This is a genomic window from uncultured Pseudomonas sp., assembly GCF_913777995.1.
Classification (GTDB): domain Bacteria; phylum Pseudomonadota; class Gammaproteobacteria; order Pseudomonadales; family Pseudomonadaceae; genus Aquipseudomonas.
In genome coordinates this window covers 144,907-164,918 of the sequence record NZ_CAJYVE010000024.1, presented here as the reverse complement: position 1 = coordinate 164,918, position 20,012 = coordinate 144,907, and the positions used below count along the sequence as shown (strand labels likewise).

Below are 20,012 nucleotides of genomic sequence, written 5' to 3'. Positions count from 1 at the left end.
GAGGCGTTTGCGGGCGGGCATGAGCGGCGACGGTAACCCGAACCTTTGCTTTGGACAATCGGACGCCTGGACTGTATGTGCAGGATAAGTCGCTGTGGCCAGCAGGACGGGTGCAGATTGGCCATTTGCGCGGCGCTGGCTCTAAACTGCGTCGGTATTCAGTTCAGGATCCCCCTCGTGAAGCCCAGCATCTTCTGGTACGACTACGAAACCACCGGCATCAATCCACGCAGTGATCGCCCCTTGCAGATGGCCGGCATCCGTACCGACGGCGACCTCAATGAAATCGCGGCGCCGGTCAATCTGTACTGTCAGCCTGCCGATGACATCCTGCCGCATCCGGCGGCGTGCCTGGTGACCGGCATCACGCCCCAGCGCCTGGCCGAGAAGGGCCTGTGCGAGGCCGACTTCATGGCCCGCGTGCATGCCGAGCTGGCCGCACCAGGTACCTGCGGCGCGGGTTACAACACCTTGCGGTTCGACGACGAGATGACCCGCTACAGCCTGTATCGCAACTTCTTCGACCCCTATGCCCGCGAGTGGCAGGGTGGTAACAGCCGCTGGGATCTCATCGACGTGGTGCGTGCCGCCTATGCCTTGCGCCCCGAAGGGGTGGTCTGGCCGGAGGAGGACGGGCGAGTCACCCTCAAGCTCGAACGCCTGACCCAGGCCAATGGCATCGAGCACGGGCAGGCTCACGATGCGCTGTCCGACGTACGCGCCACCATCGCCCTGGCGAAACTGATCCGCGAACGGCAACCGAAGCTCTACGATTATCTGTTCGCCCTGCGCAGCAAGCAGAAGGTTCAGGAGCAGATCCGCCTCTTGCAGCCGCTGGTGCATATCTCCGGGCGCTTCTCTGCCGCCCGGCATTATCTGGGGGTGGTCCTGCCGCTGGCCTGGCATCCGCGCAACCGTAATGCGCTGATCGTCTGCGACCTGCACCTGGATCATTCGCCCTTGCTGGAACTCGACGCAGAGTCGTTGCGCCAGCGGCTTTACAAGCGTCGTGAAGAATTGGCCGACGGCGAGTCGCCGGTGCCGTTGAAACTGCTGCATATAAATCGTTGCCCGGTCATTGCGCCGCTCAATGTTCTGCGTGAAGAGGACCGTGAACGTCTGCAACTGGACATGTCGATAATGCGCGAGCGTGCCGCTGCCCTGACGCAGAATCCCGAACTTTGGCAGGCGCGCTTGCAGGCGCTATATGAACAAGAAGATTTCGAGGCGTCGCAGGACCCCGAGCAGCAGTTGTACGACGGTTTTATCGGGGAGCGGGATCGACGTTTGTGCGAACAAGTGCGTGGCGCCGAGCCTTCGCAACTGGCACAACCCATATGGCCTTTTGATGACGCACGGCTGCCGGAACTCTTGTTTCGCTACCGCGCACGTAACTTTTCCGAGACCTTGAGCGGGGAAGAACAACAACGCTGGCTGAATTTCTGTCGCTTGCGCCTGACCCGCGCGGAATACGGGGCGCCGAACACGTTGCAAAGTTTTACCCAGGCGCTGGTCGAATTGTCGCTGAACTCGAAAACCGAGCAATTGAAGATATTGAGCGAGTGGCAAGATTATGTGCAGGGACTGCGCACCCGACTGGGTATCTAGACCCGTGATGAGTTGTTCCGGGGCGGCAAGCGTGGCGCACGAGTAAACATGCCAGGGCGGGCGCAGACGTGCGATTACGTACGCGACTGCCGCTTGGCCGGTCAGACGTTGCCCTGCGGAAATGAAAAACGCCAGCAACAGCTGGCGTTTGATGCATCAAATCGGGTAATCAGCCCAGCAGCGTGGCCCAGCTTTCAACTTCGTCGCTGCCCCACTTGGCTTTCCACTCTTTCAGGGTCTTGTGGTTGCCACCTTTGGTTTCGATGACTTCGCCGTTGTGCGGGTTCTTGTATTGCTTGACCTTGCGGGCGCGCTTGGTGCCCGTGGTTTTAACGGCGGCGCTGCGTGGCGCTTTGTTAACTTTGGCGTCTGGGTCCAGCAGGGAAATGATGTCGCGCAGGGACTTCTGGTACTCACCCATCAGCGTCCGCAGCTTGCCTTCGAATTCCAGCTCGGCCTGCAGTTTGTCATCTTGGGACAGGTTCTTCAGACGAGCCTGCAGCTCTTTGATGGCTTCTTCAGTGGCGCGGTATTCGTTGATCAGAGACATGGGCAGTACCTATGTTGTGAAAGAGTTGTGAAAGGGTTCAGGGGACAGTGAGGCAATAATAGTCAGAGCCATTGAGCAAGTAAACATTAAATAAGCATCGCGTATGAGTTGTTCAGGAAAGATGCAGCTTTCCTACACAGTTCTGGAACTAGAGCGTGCGTGCGGCTGTCGCTAAAGATGTTGTTGCAATGCTGACCTGTTTTCACTGCTTCAGCACCCCGGCAGGCCGCAGTTCAACTGGGAGTGGGCGTCTTAAAAGGGTGCGTGGTTTTTTGCTTCTAGCCTTTTTATGCGGTTTCAGGTAGTAGAAATGTCCCCTTTTCAGTGCATGAAAAGTCCGTAATAAACGTCCGTCTTTAATGAAAAATAAGCGGCCATCTGTCGGGTGCTGGCAAGATGAAATCGATCATGCCGTTTTTCGGCCCGTTCAAGTCATCGGTCGAGGCCACGGCGAACATGCAGATTTGCCGCGCAGCCGCTAGAATGGCGGCCTTTTTTGTAGTCTGGAGTTTCGTTCATGCGCACCTTTCGCCTGGTGAGTGCCTGCCCGGACCGGGTTGGCATCGTTGCCAAGGTCAGTAACTTTCTGGCGTCCTACAATGGCTGGATTACAGAATCGAGCCACCATTCCGACAATCTCAGTGGCTGGTTCTTCATGCGTCATGAGATTCGGGCTGACAGCCTGCCGCTGGATCTTCAAGGTTTGCGCGAGGCTTTCGCTCCGATTGCCGAAGAATTCTCCATGGACTGGCATATCACCGACTCGGCCCAGAAGAAACGGGTCGTGCTGATGGCCAGCCGGGAATCGCACTGCCTGGCCGACCTGCTGCACCGCTGGCACAGTGAAGAGCTGGATTGCGAGATCGCCTGTGTGATTTCCAACCACCAGGACCTGCGCAGCATGGTCGAATGGCATGGCATTCCGTACTTCCACGTACCGGTCGACCCGGCTGACAAGGCGCCGGCCTTCGCCGAAGTGTCGCGTCTGGTCGGTGAGCATCAGGCCGATGTGGTGGTGCTGGCGCGCTACATGCAGATCCTGCCGCCGCAGTTGTGCCAAGAGTACGCCAACAAGGTCATCAACATTCACCACAGCTTCCTGCCGTCGTTCGTGGGCGCCAAGCCTTACCACCAGGCGGCCATGCGCGGCGTGAAGCTGATCGGCGCCACCTGTCACTATGTCACCGAAGAACTCGATGCAGGGCCTATCATCGAACAGGACGTGGTGCGCATCAGCCACCGGGAAAACATCGAGACGCTGGTGCGCCTGGGTCGTGACGTGGAAAAACTGGTTCTGGCCCGCGGCCTGCGTGCCCACCTGGAAGACCGGGTGATGGTCCATGACAACAAGACGGTAATCTTCGACTGATCGCCGTTCCAGGCCGGCTCGGTGTTGCGAGGTCGGCCTTCCTTTCTCCAGGGCAGGGCAGATGATGAGTGATCCACTGGACAAGGCCACCGCCAGCCCTCCACCGGTGATCGGCGAGGGCTGCCTGAGTCGCTACGATCCCGAGGCCCTGTCGGCGCAGGACGGTACCGAATTCAGCGGTGCCGCCGAACTCTGGCGTCAGTTGCAGGCTAGCGGCAGCGAAGACAGCACCGAGCAAGACGAGTCGGCCTGAGCGAACAGCCAGTCGCGCTTGGTCAACGCTTGTCGCCCCTCGGCCAGCAATTGGTCGAGCACCTTCAGCCAGTATTGCCTGGCCGAGGCATGCTGCATGTCCACCGGATGCAGACCCAGGCGAATCACCGGGGCCTGGCGCCACTGCCGCTGCTGCCACTCACACCATACCCGCGATGCACCGCGCCGCCATGCGCTGCGAGCGCTCCACACCAGGCTTGGCGCCGGCTCGGGCGTGAACGTCGGCAAGCGGTAGAAGTGCCGACGGTCGCTGGTGTACTGCAAGGGCCGCTGCCGCAAGGCTTGCCGGGTGCCGACGCCCATCAGCCAGCCGGGTGCCACGAAACCGAACAAGGGCCAGGCGTGCTGGCGGAACAGCTCGATACCGGCGTCCAGATGCGTCAGGGCCTGCGCCTGGCTGAGGGGCTGGAATTCACCTTCGTGGGTGTAGATTCGCCGGCGCAGGTAATCCACCGGCGTGCGCGGTGCCGGGCCATCATCACAATGGTACCGGCCATGCAGCACCAGTTCGTCGCCCAAGGCGAGGCGCCGGTCGAGCAGGCGCAGCAGGGCCGGATCGCTGTCGAGCGGGCACTGCCTGTGAAAATCCGGCACCACCAGCCAGGTCAGCGGGATGGAGCCGCGCTCGTCGAGCGCTTGCAGCAGCGGCAGGTAGGCCTGCCAGCTACAGGGCGCGACGTCATGCAGCACCAGCAAGACTGCCGGTGCACGCGCCGGTGGCCGTTCAGCCATTGGCACGTACCGGCCGGTGGCTGCCGAGTACCGCACGGTAGTGTTCGAGCAGGCCACTGACCACGCGGTCCCAGTTGTAGTGGCTCTCTACCCGTTGTCGGGCGTAGCGCCCCATGGCCTGCGCGTCGTGGCTGAACAGTTCACGCACGGCGGCGGCCATCGCCCTGGGCTGGCGGGGTTCGCACAGCAGGCCGCAACCGCTGGTGACGATCTCGGCAAAGGCTCCGGCATTCACCGCCACCACCGGAATACCGCTGGCCATGGCTTCAAGGACCACCAGGCCGAAGGTTTCCTGGTCGCCAGCATGTACCAGGGCATCGGCACTGGCCAACAGCCCGGCGACTTCGCTCGCGGCGCAGAAGCGGTTGATCACCGTGACGTTGTCCGGCACCTGGAGGGGCATATGCGAGCCGACCAGCAGAAGGTGGTAACGCGGCCCCAGCCGTTTCATGCAGTGCAGCAGGGTGCCCAGGTTCTTCTCCCGTGAGCCGCGCCCGGCAAATATCAGCAGATGGCAGTCCGCCGCCAGGCCAAGGCGTTGTCGCAGCGACGGGTCGCGGTTTCCTGGATGAAAGGCTTGCAGGTCGACCCCCAGGGGTTGTACGTGGACCTGCGCCAGACCCATAGCGATTAGCTTGCCGGCCATCGCCTGGCTGGGCGCCAGGATGCGGTCGAAGTTGCCATACAGGCGGCTTATGTAGGCCTGCGCGCTGATCCCCATCCATTGCCCCATGCGGTTGGCGATCAGCAGCGGCAGGTCGGAGTGATAGAAACCGATCACCGGTACATCCAGTTGCCGACGCGCATCCAGGGCTGCCCAGGCGGTGAGGTAAGGGTCGCCGACTTCGATGAGGTCGGGGCCAAGGCGCTTGAGCGTTTCGCGCCAGGGGCTGACGCGCAGCGGAAAGCGATAGCCGTTGCCGAACGGCAGGGGCGGTGCCGGCACCTCATGCACGCCATCGTTGTGGCTGGAGCGCGGGCCGGGAATCAGCAGGCTGTGCCGCACGCCGGGGTGACCCTGCAGACGCCGATGCTTGGCATCCAGGTAGGTACGCACGCCGCCACTGGCCGGGGCGTAGAACATGGTCATGTCGGCGATATGCACAATCGGCGCTCCTGAGGGTGGGCCTCTCTTGCTGACCTTCGACAAGAATAGTTGTTCTGGCTGCCCGCTGACGGCCCGTCGGGTGGTGCCCGCCGCCCTGCCCACTATGCTTAAGGGCATTGCCATCGTGATGCGCCGCTTAACGGCTGCCGATATTCCCCGTGGGGTATGGGAGGTTGAACGCATGCAGCATGTCAATCAGATCATCCTGGGCGCGGATCCGGGCGGCCAGCCGGTCGGCCAGGCCATTGGACTGGCCAACCGCCATGGCCTCATCGCCGGCGCCACCGGGACCGGCAAGACCGTCACCCTGCAGCATCTGGCCGAGGCCTTCAGCGACGCGGGCGTCGCGGTCTTCGCCGCTGATATAAAGGGCGACCTCTGCGGCCTGGGCGCGGCCGGCCAGCCACAGGGCAAGGTCGCCGAGCGCATTGCCAGCATGCCGTGGCTGGGTCATCGACCACGGGCCTATCCGGTGCTGCTCTGGGACATCGACGCACGCACCGGTCATCCGCTGCGCACCACCCTGAGCGAAGTGGGGCCGCTGCTGCTGGGCAACCTGCTGGAACTGAGCGACAGCCAGCAGTCAACGTTGTATGCCGCCTTCAAGGTGGCTGATCGTGAAGGGCTGTTGTTGCTGGACCTGAAGGATCTCAAGGCTTTGCTCGGCCACCTGCGCGAGTATCCGGAGCTGCTCGGAGAGGATGCGGCGTTGATGACCGCCGCTTCCGTACAGGCCCTGTTACGACGCCTTGCCGGTCTTGAGCAACAAGGCGCCGAAGCCCTGTTCGGTGAGCCCGCGCTGCAATTGCAGGACCTGTTGCAAGCCGACGCTGACGGCCGCGGGCGCATTCATTTGCTCGATGCGCGGCGCCTGGTGCATGAAGCCCCCAAGGTCTATGCCACCTTTCTGCTCTGGTTGCTGGCCGAGCTGTTCGAACAGTTGCCCGAGCGCGGCGATGCCGAGCAGCCGCTGTTGGCGCTGTTCTTCGACGAGGCGCACCTGTTGTTCAGTGGCACGCCGAAAGCCTTGCAGGAGCGCCTGGAGCAGGTGGTGCGGCTGATCCGTTCCAAGGGGGTAGGGGTGTACTTCGTGACCCAGTCGCCCGGCGACCTTCCCGATGCGGTGCTGGCCCAGCTGGGGCTGCGTATCCAGCATGGCCTGCGGGCCTTCACCGCGCGAGAACAGAAGGCCTTGCGTGCGGTAGCCGAAGGCTTTCGGCCCAACCCGGCGTTCGATACCCGTACGGTGTTGACTGAGCTGGGCATTGGCGAAGCGCTGGTGGGCACCTTGCAGGACAAGGGCACGCCGGCGCAGGTGCAGCGCGTCATGATCGCACCGCCGCAGTCGCGCATCGGTCCTTTGAGCGACGCCGAGCGCCGAATGTGTATCGCCGGCTCACCCTTGGCAGGGCGTTACGATCAGGCCATCGACCGTGAATCGGCCTATGAACGCCTGGTTGCGCGTGCCGTCGCTGCGCCCGAGGTCGAACGGGCGCCGGCCGAGAAGGTTGAGCGGCAGGGGCGATTCAGTGACAAGGCCGCTGATCTGCTGGGCGGGCTGGCCGGGCAGGCGATGAAGAACGCCATGCGGCAGGCCGCCAATCAATTGGGGAGGGAGTTGGTGCGTGGACTGATGGGGTCGTTGCTGGGCGGCAGGAAGCGTCGTTGAAGCGGCAATGCCCCCAGGCCTGCGCCTGGGGGCGATCGCATCAGGACAGCGCCATGGAGGCCAGCCAGAACAGGCAGGCGGAGAGCGCGACAGTGGCGGGCAGGGTCAGCACCCAGGCCAGCAGGATGGTGCGGATGGTCCCGGCCTGCAGGCCGCTGCGGTTGGCGACCATGGTGCCGGCCACGCCGGACGACAGGATATGGGTGGTCGAGACCGGCAGGCTGAACACGTTGGCCAGGCCGATGGCGGTGGCGGTGGTGATCTGCGCCGACATGCCCTGGGCATAGGTCATGCCCTGGCGGCCGATCTTCTCGCCGATGGTCAGCACCACGCGCTTCCAGCCAACCATGGTGCCGATGCCCAGCGCCAGGGCCACCGCAATGATGACCCAGAAAGGCGCGTATTCGGTGGTGGCGGTCAGGTCCTTGCGCAGCTTGGCCAGGTCGGATTTTTCACGGGCGGCGAGGTCTGGCAGTTTGCTGACCTTGCGTGCGCTGTCGTCCAGGCACAGCAGGTAGCGGCGTACTTCGACACGGTCTTCAGAACTGAGCGCGCGATAGTCGGTCACGCCCTGCAGCTTGCCTAGCAGTGCGTCGATGGTCGGCTCGGTCTGTTTCGGGTCGCAGGCGGCATGAGACGGCAGGTCGCTCTTGTCGGCCTTGCCCAGGGCCAGGAACTCGCCCAGGGTGTCGTGGTTGCGCTGGTAGAACTGGCTCAGGTGCAGGGTCGCGTCACGGGTACGCTCGATCTGGTAGGTGGTGCTGCTCAGGTCGAGAACGAACTGCGCCGGCACGATACCGATCAGCACCAGCATGATCAGGCCGATGCCTTTCTGGCCGTCGTTGGAGCCGTGCACGAAGCTTACCGCCATGGCGGAGATCACCAGGACCAGACGATTCCAGAACGGTGGGTGCTTCTTGTCGTCCACCTTGCGGCGCTGTTCGGGGGTCTTGTGCATCTTCGACTGCGGGCGCCACCATTTCAGCGCGACCAGCAGCAGACCGGCCGCGATGAAACCTGCCAGGGGCGAGAACACCAGCGAGGCGCCGATGTCTATGGCTTTCTGCCAGTTGACGCCTTCGCCCACCGGAATGCCATTGATCAACGCGTTGGCCAGGCCTACCCCGAGGATCGAACCGATCAGGGTGTGGGAGCTGGAAGCCGGAATACCGAAGTACCAGGTGCCCAGGTTCCAGGCGATGGCGGCGGTGAGCAGCGAGAACACCATGGCCAGGCCATGGCCGGTGTTGACGTTGATCAGCAGTTCTACCGGCAGCAGGTGCACGATCGCGTAGGCCACACCTACACCGCCGAGCAGTACCCCCAGGAAGTTGAAGATGCCAGAGGCGAACACCGCCAGGTGCGGCGGCATGGCCTTGGTGTAGATCACCGTGGCCACCGCGTTGGCCGTGTCATGGAAGCCGTTGATGAACTCGAACGACAGGACGAATGCGAGGGCGAGTAGCAGGCTCACCAATACCCAGGCATCAAGTCCGCTGAATAAATCGATCATGTAAGTTTTCTGGCCCGTTCTGAAGGGGGCGCGATTATGACAGAAAAAATACACTTCGACGTACCGACCGCTGGCCGGTATCGATCAGATCTGCGTCATGGACAGGGGTAAATCCCGACGCCGCGAGCTGGCAGGAATGTTCAGAATACGTTCGGCGTGGGGCCGGCAACGTCGTCGTGTTCTTCCTTCAGCTCTTTTTCCATGCGTTGCAGTTCCTGCTTGAACGCCTGGTCCTGAACGGTCGCCCGCTTGCGCCAGGGCTTGCGCTCCGGTTCGGGCTGCGCGGCATACGTGGTGATTTCGCCGCCGTACACTTCCTTGAAGCGCTGTTCCTGGCGCTCGAGTTCGGCGCGCAGTTCATCTTTAGTCACGGTGTTACCTGATCAAGTCGAATGAACTCCGGTGTTGACGCCAGGCTGCGCAGGGGGCGGGCGCTCGCGAATGCGGCTGTCCATGACAGGGAGACAAATGCACCCTGGGGACTGGCCGGGAACTGCGAACGGCGGGCCGCACGAGGCGGTTGGCGGCTACGGGCACCGGAAACGAACATCTGTCGTAGCGACAAGTAAAAAGAGGCGCATGAACTGCACGCGCCGGGCTGGTCTCGTGTCCTGTTCAACGCAACAGGGCGTTGCGGTGCTCGTCGAAGCAGGCGCTCAGCACCTGTAAGGGCATGAACGGCACATCACGACACGGAATACTTCCAACCGGGTGAAAGCTACTATCTCCAAGAACCCTGGGATCGTCAACACTTCGCAGGTGGCGTTTTCTCTTAGTACTGTACGCCGCATGATCGAACTTGTGCTGCGTCGTTAGTTGCAGCGTTTCATCGGCATGCGCAGGCCCATGAAGAAGATGCGCCAGGTGAGCATTCAACGAGTCGGTCAGAGGAGGCCGAAATAAAAACGGCCTTGCTTCGTGGACAAGGCCGTTGCCTTGGACTTCTCAGTGGGTACCTGACCAGGATTTCCAAGAAGCCACTTCATGGCAGGCATAAAGGTATAAGCATATTTGTCAGGGGTCAATTGCGATTATCGGCCACTTGTTCGATAATCGCACGGGTCGGGCTGTCGAGAATCATTCCGCGCAGCTGCGCAACCGTTGATTAGAAAGGTCTGAAGGGTGTTGCCGAGATCGTGGCCATGAATGAAGAACTGCGTAATTCTTTTGTTTCCCTGGCGCCGCCCATCGTCGCCTCGCCAGCCAAGCGCATCCAGGCCCTGACGGGCGATCCCGATTTCATGACGTCCCTGGCCCGCGGGCTGGCGGTGATCCATGCCTTCCAGGAGCGCAAGCGGCATCTGACCATCGCGCAGATCAGCCACCGCACCGAGATTCCTCGCGCAGCGGTGCGTCGTTGCCTGCACACCCTCATCAAGCTCGGCTACGCGACGACGGACGGTCGTACCTATTCGCTGCTGCCCAAGGTCTTGACCCTGGGGCATGCCTACCTGTCGTCCACCCCCCTGGCGGTTTCTTCGCAGCCCTACCTGGACCGCATGAGCGACCAACTGCACGAGGCCTGCAACATGGCCACCCTGGAAGGCGACGACATTCTCTACATCGCCCGTTCGGCCACCACTCAGCGGCTGATTTCCGTCGACCTGTCGGTAGGCGGCCGCCTGCCGGCCTATTGCACGTCCATGGGGCGCATTCTGCTGGCGGCACTGGATGACGTCTCGCTGCGCGAATACCTCGACCATGTCGACCTGCAACCCAAGACCAGCCGTACCATTCGCACGACCGAGGCGCTCTACGAATGCCTGCAGCAGGTGCGCCAGCAAGGCTGGTGCATCGTCGACCAGGAGCTGGAGCAAGGCCTGCGCTCGATTGCCGTGCCGGTCTACGACGCTTCCGGCCAGGTCCTTGCGGCGCTCAACGTCAGCACCAGTGCCGCACGGGTGGCGCGCAGCGAGCTGGAGCAGCGCTTCCTGCCGATCATGCTGGATGCCAGTCGCGAACTGAGCGCGCAGATCTTCACCTGAAACGTCCAGGCCCGCCCTCTGGCGGGCCTTTCTGATTGCGTTCGATTACCGAACGGATAAGCGATTATCGGATTGTTTGCCAGGCGGTCCCCCGCATAACCTCACGCTCATCGCGGCGCGCTTCGACGTGCCGATCATTGAACGTGATGTTTGGGTACGGGAGCACCTCATGGCTGAAATCATGTCTTTAAAGGATGCGGTGAAACGACTGGTCAACGATGGCGACACCGTTGCACTGGAAGGTTTCACTCACCTGATTCCTTCTGCCGCTGGGCACGAAATCATCCGCCAGGGCAAGCGTGACCTGACCCTGGTGCGCATGACGCCAGACCTGATCTATGACCAGTTGATCGGCGCCGGCTGCGTCAAGCGCCTGGTCTTCTCCTGGGGCGGCAACCCCGGTGTCGGCTCGCTGCACCGCCTGCGCGATGCCGTGGAGAAACAATGGCCGCGCGACCTGGAGCTTGAAGAACACAGCCATGCCGACCTGGCCAACGCCTACGTGGCCGGTGCTTCCGGGCTGCCCTTCGCGGTGCTGCGCGCCTACGCCGGTTCCGACCTGCCGAAGGTCAACCCGCTGATCAAGACCGTCACCTGTCCATTCACCGGCGAAGTGTTGGCAGCCGTGCCTTCGGTACGCCCCGACGTGACCGTGATCCATGCCCAGAAGGCCGACCGCAAGGGCAACGTGCTGATCTGGGGCATTCTCGGTTCGCAGAAGGAAGCGGCGCTGGCGGCCAAGCGTTGCATCGTGACCGTCGAAGAAATCGTCGACGACCTGCAGGCGCCGATGAACTCCTGCGTGCTGCCGACCTGGGCGCTGAGTGCCGTATGCGTGGTGCCTGGCGGTGCCCATCCGTCCTACGCCCACGGTTACTACGAGCGTGACAACCGCTTCTACCAGGACTGGGACCCGATCGCCCGTGATCGCGAAACGTTCAAGGCCTGGGTCGACGAGTACATCCATGGCACCGCGGATTTCAATGAATTCCGCAACAAGCTGGCCAGCGCTGCGGAGGCAAAATAATGACCTATTCCACCAGTGAAATGATGACCATCGCCGCTGCGCGTCGTCTGCACAACGGCACCGTCTGCTTCGTGGGCATCGGCCTGCCGTCCAAGGCCGCCAACCTGGCGCGCCTGACCTCCAGCCCGGACGTGGTCCTGATCTACGAGTCCGGCCCCATCGGTGCCAAGCCCAGCGTCCTGCCGCTGTCGATCGGCGACGGCGAGCTGGCCGAGACCGCCGACACCGTGGTGTCGACCAGCGAGATCTTCCGTTACTGGCTGCAGGGCGGCCGGGTCGACCTGGGCTTCCTGGGGGCCGCGCAGGTCGACCGCTTCGGCAATATCAACACCACCGTGGTAGGTGACTACCACAAGCCCAAGGTGCGCCTGCCGGGTGCCGGTGGTGCGCCGGAGATCGCCGGCTCCGCCAAGTCGGTGCTGATCATCCTCAAGCAGTCGCCGCGTTCGTTCGTCGACCGTCTGGACTTCATCACCTCGGTGGGCCACGGCGAAGGCGGCGACTCGCGCAAGCGCCTGGGCCTGCCTGGGGCCGGGCCGGTGGGCATCATCACCGACCTGTGCGTGATGGAGCCGGAGGAGGGCAGCAACGAATTCATCGTCACCACCCTGCACCCCGGCGTCACCCGTGAGCAGGTGGTGGCCGCCACTGGCTGGCCGGTGCGCTTTGCCGAGAACGTCGCGGTTTCCGCCGAACCGAGCGAGGCCGAGCTGACCGCCCTGCGCGACCTGGAAGCCCGCACCGCCGCCGCCCATGGCCAAGTGGCAGGAGAAGCCTGATGCGTGACGTATTCATCTGCGATGCCATCCGTACGCCCATTGGCCGCTTCGGCGGCGGGCTGTCCGGCGTGCGTGCCGACGACCTGGCAGCGGTGCCGATCAAGGCGCTGATCGAGCGCAACCCTTCGGTGAACTGGCAAGAGGTCGACGAAGTGTTCTTCGGTTGCGCCAACCAGGCTGGTGAAGACAACCGCAACGTGGCGCGCATGGCTGCGCTGCTGGCCGGCCTGCCGCCGAGCATTCCGGGCGTGACGCTGAACCGCCTGTGCGCCTCGGGCATGGACGCCATCGGCACGGCGTTTCGCGCCATCGCTGCGGGCGAGATGGAATTGGCCATCGCCGGCGGCGTGGAATCCATGTCGCGTGCGCCGTTCGTGATGGGCAAGGCCGACGCGGCGTTTTCCCGTGGCATGAAGCTGGAAGACACCACCATTGGCTGGCGCTTCATCAACCCGCTGATGAAAGCCCAGTACGGCGTCGATTCGATGCCGGAAACTGCTGACAACGTGGCGGATGACTACAAGGTTTCTCGAGCCGATCAGGACGCTTTCGCCCTGCGCAGCCAGCAGCGCACCGCCGCTGCCCAGGCTGCGGGCTTTTTTGCCGAGGAAATCGTGCCGGTGCGCATCGCGCACAAGAAGGGCGAGACCATTGTCGACCAGGACGAACACCCTCGCGCCGAAACGACACTGGAAGCGCTGGCCAAGCTCAAGCCGGTCAACGGTCCGGACAAGACCGTGACGGCGGGCAATGCCTCCGGGGTCAACGATGGTGCAGCAGCGTTGATCCTGGCTTCGGCCGATGCCGTGAAGAAACATGGCCTGACCCCGCGTGCGCGGATCCTGGGCATGGCCAGTGCCGGCGTCGAACCCCGCGTGATGGGCATCGGCCCGGTGCCAGCGGTACGCAAGCTGGTCGAGCGCCTGGGCCTGGCAGTGACCGATTTCGATGTCATCGAACTCAACGAAGCCTTTGCCAGCCAGGGGCTGGCGGTGTTGCGCGAACTGGGCCTGGCCGACGATGCGCCGCAGGTGAACCCGAATGGTGGTGCCATCGCCCTGGGTCACCCGCTGGGCATGAGCGGTGCGCGCCTGGTGCTTACTGCGCTGCATCAGCTGGAAAAGACCGGTGGCCGTAAAGGCCTGGCGACCATGTGCGTCGGCGTCGGCCAGGGCCTGGCCCTGGCGATCGAACGCTGATCCCCCATCAACCCTCCAGCGACTGACTGGCTTCCACGAACAGGCCGGACACGTCGCTGGCGGGTTGACCCTAGCGATTCCTCCTCTTGGCAGGCCCAGGCCTGCGCTTTTTTGGCCAGACCAGTTGGCCATTCTGAACTAATAGCCGTTAGGATGTGACCAATTGTTTCTTGGGGCCGCTCGTCCTCGCAGGGATGAAACGCCACAACCAACCCGGAGGGTATAACAACAATGGCCACCACCATGCACTACTCAGGTGAAGAACGTCGCAAGCGAATCTTCGCCATCGTCGGCGCTTCGTCCGGCAACCTGGTCGAATGGTTCGACTTCTACATCTACGCGTTCTGCGCCATCTACTTTGCCCCAGCCTTCTTTCCTTCCGATGACCCCACCGTGCAGTTGCTCAACACTGCCGGGGTATTCGCCGCAGGCTTTCTGATGCGCCCCATCGGCGGCTGGTTGTTCGGTCGCGTGGCAGACAAGCACGGGCGCAAGAACTCGATGCTGATCTCGGTGACCATGATGTGCGCCGGCTCGCTGGTCATCGCCTGCCTGCCGACCTATGCCGCCATTGGTGCCTGGGCGCCGGCGCTGCTGTTGCTGGCGCGCCTGCTGCAGGGGCTGTCGGTCGGTGGTGAATACGGCACCACCGCCACCTACATGAGCGAGGTGGCGTTGCGCGGCCAGCGTGGCTTCTACGCCTCGTTCCAGTATGTGACGCTGATCGGCGGCCAGCTGCTGGCGGTGCTGACCGTGGTCATCCTGCAGCAGTTTCTCAGCACCGAAGAACTGCGTGCCTACGGCTGGCGCATTCCCTTCGTGATCGGCGCCCTGGCAGCGGTCATCGCCCTGTTGCTGCGCCGCAGCCTGAACGAGACCACCACTGCCGAAACCCGCAAGGACAAGGACGCCGGCAGCGTCAGTGCCCTGTTCAAGCATCACAAGGCCGCGTTCATCACCGTGCTGGGCTACACCGCCGGCGGCTCGCTGATCTTCTATACCTTCACCACCTACATGCAGAAGTACCTGGTCAACACCGGCGGCATGGAGCCGAAGACCGCCAGCTACATCATGACCGGTGCGCTGTTCGTGTACATGTGCATGCAGCCGCTGTTCGGCATGCTCGCCGACCGTATCGGCCGGCGCAGCTCGATGCTGCTGTTCGGGGCTCTTGGGGCGCTGTGCACCTTGCCGATCCTCACCGCACTGAAAAGCGTGCAGAGCCCGTTCATGGCGTTCGCGCTGATTACCCTGGCACTGGCGATCGTGAGTTTCTACACCTCGATCAGTGGCCTGGTGAAAGCCGAGATGTTTCCGCCGCAGGTGCGTGCACTGGGTGTGGGCCTGTCGTACGCCATCGCCAACGCACTGTTCGGCGGTTCGGCCGAATACGTGGCGCTGAACTTCAAGAGCATGGGTGCGGAGAGCAACTTCTACTGGTACGTCACGGTGATGATGGTGATTGCCTTCCTGTTCAGCCTGCGTCTGCCGAAGCAGCCGGCTTACCTGCATCACGATCATTGATCACCGCCTACAGGGTGTAGCCTGTCGATGGAGCAAAAAAAGACCCGCCACGAAGGCGGGTCTTTTCATTTCAGGCAAAGCGATCAGAACAACTGCACGGAAGGCTTTTCCTTGGCGATCGGCTGGTTGTCGCCGGTGTTTTCGTACCAGCCGCCACCCAGGGCCTTGTACAGGTTGACCTCGCTGGTCAGCTGCGCCAGGCGGTCGGTGATCAGCGTCTGCTGGGCACTGAACAGCGAGCGCTGCGAATCCAGGAAGGTCAGGTTGCTGTCGATACCGATTCGGTAGCGACGCTCGGCCAGACGGTAGTAGTCCTGGCTGGCGGTGACGAAGTCACGCTGCGCCTGCAACTGTTCCTGGTAGGTCTTGCGTGCGGCCAGGCCATCGGCGACTTCCTGGAACGCGGTCTGGATCGCCTTCTCGTAGTTGGCGACGTTGATCTCTTTCTGGATCTTCGCGTAGTCCAGGCTGGCGCGCAGGCTGCCGGCGTTGAAGATCGGCAGGTTGATGGTCGGCTTGAACAACCAGGTGCCCGAACCGCCGTCGAACAGCCCCGACAGGTCCGGGCTCATGGTGCCGGCACTGGCGGTCAGGCTGATGCTCGGGAAGAACGCGGCCCGTGCGGCACCGATATTGGCGTTGGCGGCCATCAGGTTGTGCTCGGCCTGGAGAATGTCCGGGCGGCGCTGCAGCAGGTCCGACGGCATGCCGGCTGGCATCTTGCTCAGCAGGTCGGCATCCAGCGGCTGTGCCGCCGGCAGGTTGGCCGGCAGGCCAGTGCCGAGCAGCAGTACCAGGCTGTTCTGGTCCTGCGCTACCAGGCGCTGATACTGCGCCAGGCGCGCCTTGGCGCTTTCCACCGAGGTGCGGGCCTGGCTCAGGTCGAGGGCCGAGGCCACGCCGACCTCGTTGCTGCGGCTGGTCAGGCGCAGGCTTTCCTCGTAGGTGCCGAGGGTTTCCTGGGTCAGCTTGAGCAGTTCCTTGTCGGCCTGCCAGGTCAGGTAGGCGTTGGCCACGCTGGCTACCAGGCTGATCTGTGTGCTGCGCCGCGCTTCTTCGCTGGCGAAGTAGGTTTGCAATGCCTGTTCGCTGAGGCTGCGCACGCGGCCGAACAGGTCCAGCTCGTAGGCACTGACGCCCAGGGTCGCCGAGTAGCTGCTGGCGATGCTCGAACGGCCGGTGGTGGACATGTTGGCCGGTGTGCGCTGGCGGCTGCCGCTGCCCTCGGCGGCCACCGCCGGGAACAGGTCGGCGCGCTGGATGCGGTACTGCGCACGGTAGGCGTCGATGTTCAGCGCCGCGACGCGCAGGTCACGGTTGTTCTCCAGCGCGGTCTGGATCAGTTGCTGCAGCGCCGGATCACGGAAGAACTGCCGCCAGCCCTGTTCGGCGGCGGCGACGTTGGCCGCCTGGGCCGGTTCGTAGGCCGGCCCCTGCGGGTACTGGTCCGCCACCGGAGCGGCCGGACGCTGATAGTCGGGAATCAGCGAGCAGCCGCCGAGGATGAAGGCAGTAACCGCCAGGGAAATCAGGGACTTGCTCATTGGCCAGCCTCTTGCTGTTTGATGTTTTTCGGTTTGCTCTTGAACAGTGTCGACACCGAGACGAAGAACAGTGGCACCCAGAAGATCGCCAGGACGACCGCGGTAATCATACCGCCGATCACGCCGGTACCGATGGAATGCTGGCTGCCCGAACCGGCACCCGAGGCGATCACCAGCGGCACCACGCCGAGGATGAAGGCCATGGAGGTCATGATGATCGGGCGCAGACGCATGCGGCAGGCCTCGATGGTGGCTTCCACCAGCCCCTTGCCCTGTTCGTGCAGCTCCTTGGCGAACTCGACGATGAGGATGGCGTTCTTCGCCGCCAGGCCCACTGTCACCAACAGGCCGACCTGGAAGAACACGTCGTTGGACAGACCGCGCAGGCTGGTCGCCATCAAGGCACCGATGACCCCCAGTGGCACGACCAGCATGACCGCGATCGGGATCGACCAGCTTTCATACAGGGCCGCCAGACAGAGGAACACCACCAGCAGCGACAGGGCATAGAGGGCAGGGGCCTGGGAGCCGGACAGCCGCTCTTCGTACGACAGGCCGGTCCAGGAGATACCGATGCCCGGTGGCAGGTCCTTGGCCAGACGCTCGATCTCCGCCATGGCCTGGCCGGTACTGTAGCCAGGCGCCGGGGTACCCAGCACTTCTTCGGCCGGCACGCCGTTGTAGCGCGACAGTTTCGGCGAGCCGAACACCCACTCGCCGCTGCTGAAGGCCGAGAACGGCACCATCTGCCCGCTGCTGTTGCGCACGTACCACTTCTTCAGGTCTTCAGGGTTCATGCGCGCGTCGGCACTGCCCTGCAGGAAGACCTTCTTGACCCGACCGCGGTCGATGAAGTCATTGACGTAGTTGCTGCCGAAGGCGATCGACAAGGTGCTGTTGATGTCCGACAGAGTGATGCCCAGGGCGCTGGCGCGCTCGTCATCGATGGTCAGCTGGTATTGCGGTTCATCGTTCAGGCCGTTGGGACGAACGCCAGCGAGGATCTTGCTCTGCGAGGCGGCTCCCAGCAACTGGTTACGCGCCTGCATCAGCTTCTCGTGACCGACACCGCCCTGATCCTGCAGGTAGACGTCGAAACCGGTGGCGTTACCCAGTTCCAGTACCGACGGCGGCACCACGGCAAACACCATGGCGTCGCGCAGGCTGAAGAAATAGCCCTGGGCACGCTTGGCCAGTTGGAACACGCTGTTCTCGGCACCGGGACGCTCGCCCCACGGCTTGAGCAGCACGAAGGCGATACCGGAGTTCTGTCCGCGACCGGCGAAGTTGAAGCCGTTGACGGTGAACACCGACTGTACCGAGTCCGCTTCCTTGGTCAGCAGGTGCTCACGCATGGTGTCCATCACCTGCTGGGTGCGTTCGGCGGTGGAGCCGGCCGGCGTCTGTACCTGGACGAACATCACGCCCTGGTCTTCTTCGGGGAGGAAGGCCGCAGGGATACGGTTGAACATCCACACCATGCCGGCGCAGATCAGCACGTAGGCCAGGTAGGCTGGCCACTTGTGCTTGAGCATGCCGCCCACGCCGCGTTCGTAGCCTCGTACGCCACGATCGAAGGTGCGGTTGAACCAGCCGAAGAAACCGCGCTTTTCCAGGTCGTGGGAGTGGTCGATGGGTTTGAGCATGGTGGCGCACAGCGCCGGCGTGAAGATCAGCGCCACGATCACCGACAGCGCCATGGCGGAAACGATGGTGATGGAGAACTGCTTGTAGATCACCCCGGTGGAGCCACCGAAGAACGCCATGGGTAGCAATACTGCCGAGAGCACCAGGGCAATACCCACCAGGGCGCCCTGGATCTGCCCCATGGAGCGGATCGTGGCCTCCTTGGGCGACAACTTGTCCTCGATCATCACCCGCTCGACGTTCTCCACCACGACGATGGCGTCGTCCACCAGCAAGCCGATGGCCAGCACCATGCCGAACATGGTCAGGGTGTTGATGGTGAAACCGAACGCCGCGAGGATGCCGAAGGTGCCGAGCAACACCACCGGTACGGTGAGTGTGGTGATCACGGTGGCGCGGAAGTTCTGCAGGAACAGGTACATCACCAGGAACACCAGCACGATCGCTTCGACCAGGGTATGCACCACCCCGGAAATCGATTCGCTGACCACCGGTGTGGTGTCATACGGGAGCACGGCTTTCATCCCAGGCGGGAAGAAGGGCTCCAGCGAGGCGATGGTGGCGCGGATCGCCTTGGCGGTGTCCAGAGCGTTGGCGCCGGGCGCCAGCTTGATCGCCATGCCCGAAGCCGGCTTGCCGTTGAATTGCGAGTCGACGCTGTAGTCCTGCGCGCCGAGACCGACTTTGGCGACGTCTTTCAAGCGGACCTGGGAGCCATCGGCATTGACCTTGAGCAGAATGTTCTCGAACTGCTCGGCGGTGCGCAGACGGGTCTTGCCAATGATGGTGGCGTTGAGCTGCTGGCCGGCCACGGCGGGCAGGCCGCCAAGCTGGCCGGAAGCGACCTGTACGTTCTGTGCACTGACTGCGGTTTTCACGTCGCCTGGGGTCAGCTGGTACTGGTTGAGCTTGGCCGGATCGAGCCAGATACGCATGGCGTACTGGGCACCGAATACCTGGAAGTCACCGACACCGGAGGTCCGCGAAATCGGGTCCTGGATGTTGGAGACGATGTAGTTGGCCAGGTCTTCCTTGGTCATGCTGCCATCTTCGGACACCAGGCCGATCACCAGCAGGAAGTTCTTCACCGCCTTGGTGACGCGGATACCCTGCTGCTGGACCTCTTGCGGTAGCAACGGGGTGGCCAGGTTCAGCTTGTTCTGTACCTGAACCTGCGCGGTGTCGGGGTTGGTGCCCTGTTCGAAGGTCACGGTAATGGTCATGCTGCCGTCGGAGTTACTCTCCGAGCTGACGTAGCGCAGTCTGTCGATACCGTTGAGCTGTTGCTCGATGACCTGCACCACGGTGTCCTGCACGGTCTGCGCCGAAGCACCGGGGTAGGAAACCTGAATGGCGATGGCCGGCGGGGCGATGCTCGGGTATTGGTTGATCGGCAGCTTGAGGATCGACAAGCCGCCCACCAGCATGATCACCAGGGCGATCACCCAGGCGAAGATGGGGCGCTCGATAAAGAATTTCGACATC

The 20,012-nt window shown here is 63.0% G+C and carries 16 protein-coding genes; 9 read left to right on the top strand and 7 right to left on the bottom strand.

Going from position 1 to position 20,012, the window contains the following annotated elements; genetic code table 11:
• The first annotated feature begins 177 nt into the window (after positions 1-177).
• Positions 178-1,608 carry an exodeoxyribonuclease I gene (sbcB, locus tag QZ497_RS10290; RefSeq protein ID WP_295473920.1) on the top strand — a complete coding sequence of 477 codons (1,431 nt, stop codon included), beginning with the start codon at positions 178-180 and terminating at the stop codon, positions 1,606-1,608.
• Between the two features lie 169 nt (positions 1,609-1,777).
• Here the strand turns inward: sbcB and mvaT are convergent, their stop codons facing one another.
• Entirely contained in the window at positions 1,778-2,158 is a 381-nt protein-coding gene (gene mvaT, locus QZ497_RS10285) for a histone-like nucleoid-structuring protein MvaT (protein ID WP_295473916.1), read from the bottom strand.
• Between the two features lie 517 nt (positions 2,159-2,675).
• On the opposite strand from mvaT, the gene purU reads away from it, so the two are divergent.
• Entirely contained in the window at positions 2,676-3,527 is an 852-nt protein-coding gene (gene purU, locus QZ497_RS10280) for a formyltetrahydrofolate deformylase (RefSeq protein WP_295473914.1), read from the top strand.
• Positions 3,528-3,591: 64 nt separating this feature from the next.
• Positions 3,592-3,780, top strand: coding sequence for a hypothetical protein (locus tag QZ497_RS10275; protein ID WP_295473911.1), 189 nt, complete (start codon positions 3,592-3,594; stop codon positions 3,778-3,780).
• On the opposite strand, the gene QZ497_RS10270 is transcribed toward QZ497_RS10275, so the two are convergent.
• Both QZ497_RS10270 and QZ497_RS10265 read right to left on the bottom strand, forming a co-directional pair.
• The gene (locus tag QZ497_RS10270; RefSeq protein WP_295473908.1) at positions 3,726-4,532 is read right to left on the bottom strand and encodes a polysaccharide deacetylase family protein; all 807 of its coding nucleotides are present in this window, start codon (positions 4,530-4,532) and stop codon (positions 3,726-3,728) included. The genes QZ497_RS10275 and QZ497_RS10270 overlap by 55 nt on opposite strands.
• The gene (locus QZ497_RS10265) at positions 4,525-5,622 is read right to left on the bottom strand and encodes a glycosyltransferase family 1 protein (protein WP_295474312.1); all 1,098 of its coding nucleotides are present in this window, start codon (positions 5,620-5,622) and stop codon (positions 4,525-4,527) included. The genes QZ497_RS10270 and QZ497_RS10265 overlap by 8 nt, the downstream gene beginning before the upstream one ends.
• Positions 5,623-5,821: 199 nt before the next feature.
• On the opposite strand from QZ497_RS10265, the gene QZ497_RS10260 reads away from it, so the two are divergent.
• Positions 5,822-7,309, top strand: a complete 1,488-nt coding sequence (locus QZ497_RS10260) for a helicase HerA-like domain-containing protein (protein ID WP_295473905.1) — start codon at positions 5,822-5,824, stop codon at positions 7,307-7,309.
• A gap of 40 nt (positions 7,310-7,349) precedes the next feature.
• On the opposite strand, the gene QZ497_RS10255 is transcribed toward QZ497_RS10260, so the two are convergent.
• Both QZ497_RS10255 and QZ497_RS10250 read right to left on the bottom strand, forming a co-directional pair.
• Complete coding sequence (locus tag QZ497_RS10255; protein WP_295473903.1) at positions 7,350-8,822, bottom strand: inorganic phosphate transporter; 1,473 nt, start codon at positions 8,820-8,822, stop codon at positions 7,350-7,352.
• 140 nt (positions 8,823-8,962) lie between these two features.
• Positions 8,963-9,193 (bottom strand): hypothetical protein, encoded by a 231-nt coding sequence (locus QZ497_RS10250; RefSeq protein ID WP_295473901.1) that lies wholly within the window; start codon positions 9,191-9,193, stop codon positions 8,963-8,965.
• A 771-nt stretch (positions 9,194-9,964) separates the two neighbouring features.
• Between QZ497_RS10250 and pcaR the strand changes: the two genes are divergently transcribed.
• The 5 genes from pcaR (at position 9,965) to QZ497_RS10225 (ending at position 15,336) form a co-directional block, all read left to right on the top strand.
• Positions 9,965-10,807, top strand: a complete 843-nt coding sequence (gene pcaR, locus QZ497_RS10245) for a pca regulon transcriptional regulator PcaR (RefSeq protein ID WP_295473899.1) — start codon at positions 9,965-9,967, stop codon at positions 10,805-10,807.
• A 169-nt stretch (positions 10,808-10,976) separates the two neighbouring features.
• The gene (locus QZ497_RS10240; RefSeq protein ID WP_295473896.1) at positions 10,977-11,834 is read left to right on the top strand and encodes a CoA transferase subunit A; all 858 of its coding nucleotides are present in this window, start codon (positions 10,977-10,979) and stop codon (positions 11,832-11,834) included.
• Positions 11,831-12,613 carry a CoA-transferase subunit beta gene (locus QZ497_RS10235; protein WP_295474309.1) on the top strand — a complete coding sequence of 261 codons (783 nt, stop codon included), beginning with the start codon at positions 11,831-11,833 and terminating at the stop codon, positions 12,611-12,613. The genes QZ497_RS10240 and QZ497_RS10235 overlap by 4 nt, the downstream gene beginning before the upstream one ends.
• A complete protein-coding gene (gene pcaF / locus QZ497_RS10230) occupies positions 12,610-13,812 on the top strand; it encodes a 3-oxoadipyl-CoA thiolase (protein ID WP_295474307.1) in 1,203 nt (400 codons plus the stop codon). Before QZ497_RS10235 ends, pcaF begins: the two co-directional genes overlap by 4 nt.
• A gap of 231 nt (positions 13,813-14,043) precedes the next feature.
• Positions 14,044-15,336, top strand: coding sequence for an MFS family transporter (locus tag QZ497_RS10225; protein ID WP_295473893.1), 1,293 nt, complete (start codon positions 14,044-14,046; stop codon positions 15,334-15,336).
• An 83-nt stretch (positions 15,337-15,419) separates the two neighbouring features.
• On the opposite strand, the gene QZ497_RS10220 is transcribed toward QZ497_RS10225, so the two are convergent.
• Both QZ497_RS10220 and QZ497_RS10215 read right to left on the bottom strand, forming a co-directional pair.
• Complete coding sequence (locus QZ497_RS10220) at positions 15,420-16,880, bottom strand: AdeC/AdeK/OprM family multidrug efflux complex outer membrane factor (protein ID WP_295473891.1); 1,461 nt, start codon at positions 16,878-16,880, stop codon at positions 15,420-15,422.
• Positions 16,877-20,011 carry an efflux RND transporter permease subunit gene (locus QZ497_RS10215; protein ID WP_295473888.1) on the bottom strand — a complete coding sequence of 1,045 codons (3,135 nt, stop codon included), beginning with the start codon at positions 20,009-20,011 and terminating at the stop codon, positions 16,877-16,879. The genes QZ497_RS10220 and QZ497_RS10215 overlap by 4 nt, the downstream gene beginning before the upstream one ends.
• Between the last annotated feature and the right edge of the window lies 1 nt (position 20,012).

What these genes read in the sequence shown, in the direction of transcription:
- QZ497_RS10255 (WP_295473903.1), bottom strand. Translation starts at nt 8,822, where the DNA reads ATGATCGATTTATTCAGCGGACTTGATGCCTGGGTATTGGTGAGCCTG.
- purU (WP_295473914.1), top strand. Translation starts at nt 2,676, where the DNA reads ATGCGCACCTTTCGCCTGGTGAGTGCCTGCCCGGACCGGGTTGGCATC.
- QZ497_RS10275 (WP_295473911.1), top strand. Translation starts at nt 3,592, where the DNA reads ATGAGTGATCCACTGGACAAGGCCACCGCCAGCCCTCCACCGGTGATC.
- pcaR (WP_295473899.1), top strand. Translation starts at nt 9,965, where the DNA reads ATGAATGAAGAACTGCGTAATTCTTTTGTTTCCCTGGCGCCGCCCATC.
- QZ497_RS10220 (WP_295473891.1), bottom strand. Translation starts at nt 16,880, where the DNA reads ATGAGCAAGTCCCTGATTTCCCTGGCGGTTACTGCCTTCATCCTCGGC.
- QZ497_RS10260 (WP_295473905.1), top strand. Translation starts at nt 5,822, where the DNA reads ATGCAGCATGTCAATCAGATCATCCTGGGCGCGGATCCGGGCGGCCAG.
- QZ497_RS10215 (WP_295473888.1), bottom strand. Translation starts at nt 20,011, where the DNA reads ATGTCGAAATTCTTTATCGAGCGCCCCATCTTCGCCTGGGTGATCGCC.
- QZ497_RS10225 (WP_295473893.1), top strand. Translation starts at nt 14,044, where the DNA reads ATGGCCACCACCATGCACTACTCAGGTGAAGAACGTCGCAAGCGAATC.
- QZ497_RS10240 (WP_295473896.1), top strand. Translation starts at nt 10,977, where the DNA reads ATGGCTGAAATCATGTCTTTAAAGGATGCGGTGAAACGACTGGTCAAC.
- QZ497_RS10270 (WP_295473908.1), bottom strand. Translation starts at nt 4,532, where the DNA reads ATGGCTGAACGGCCACCGGCGCGTGCACCGGCAGTCTTGCTGGTGCTG.
- mvaT (WP_295473916.1), bottom strand. Translation starts at nt 2,158, where the DNA reads ATGTCTCTGATCAACGAATACCGCGCCACTGAAGAAGCCATCAAAGAG.
- QZ497_RS10265 (WP_295474312.1), bottom strand. Translation starts at nt 5,622, where the DNA reads ATGACCATGTTCTACGCCCCGGCCAGTGGCGGCGTGCGTACCTACCTG.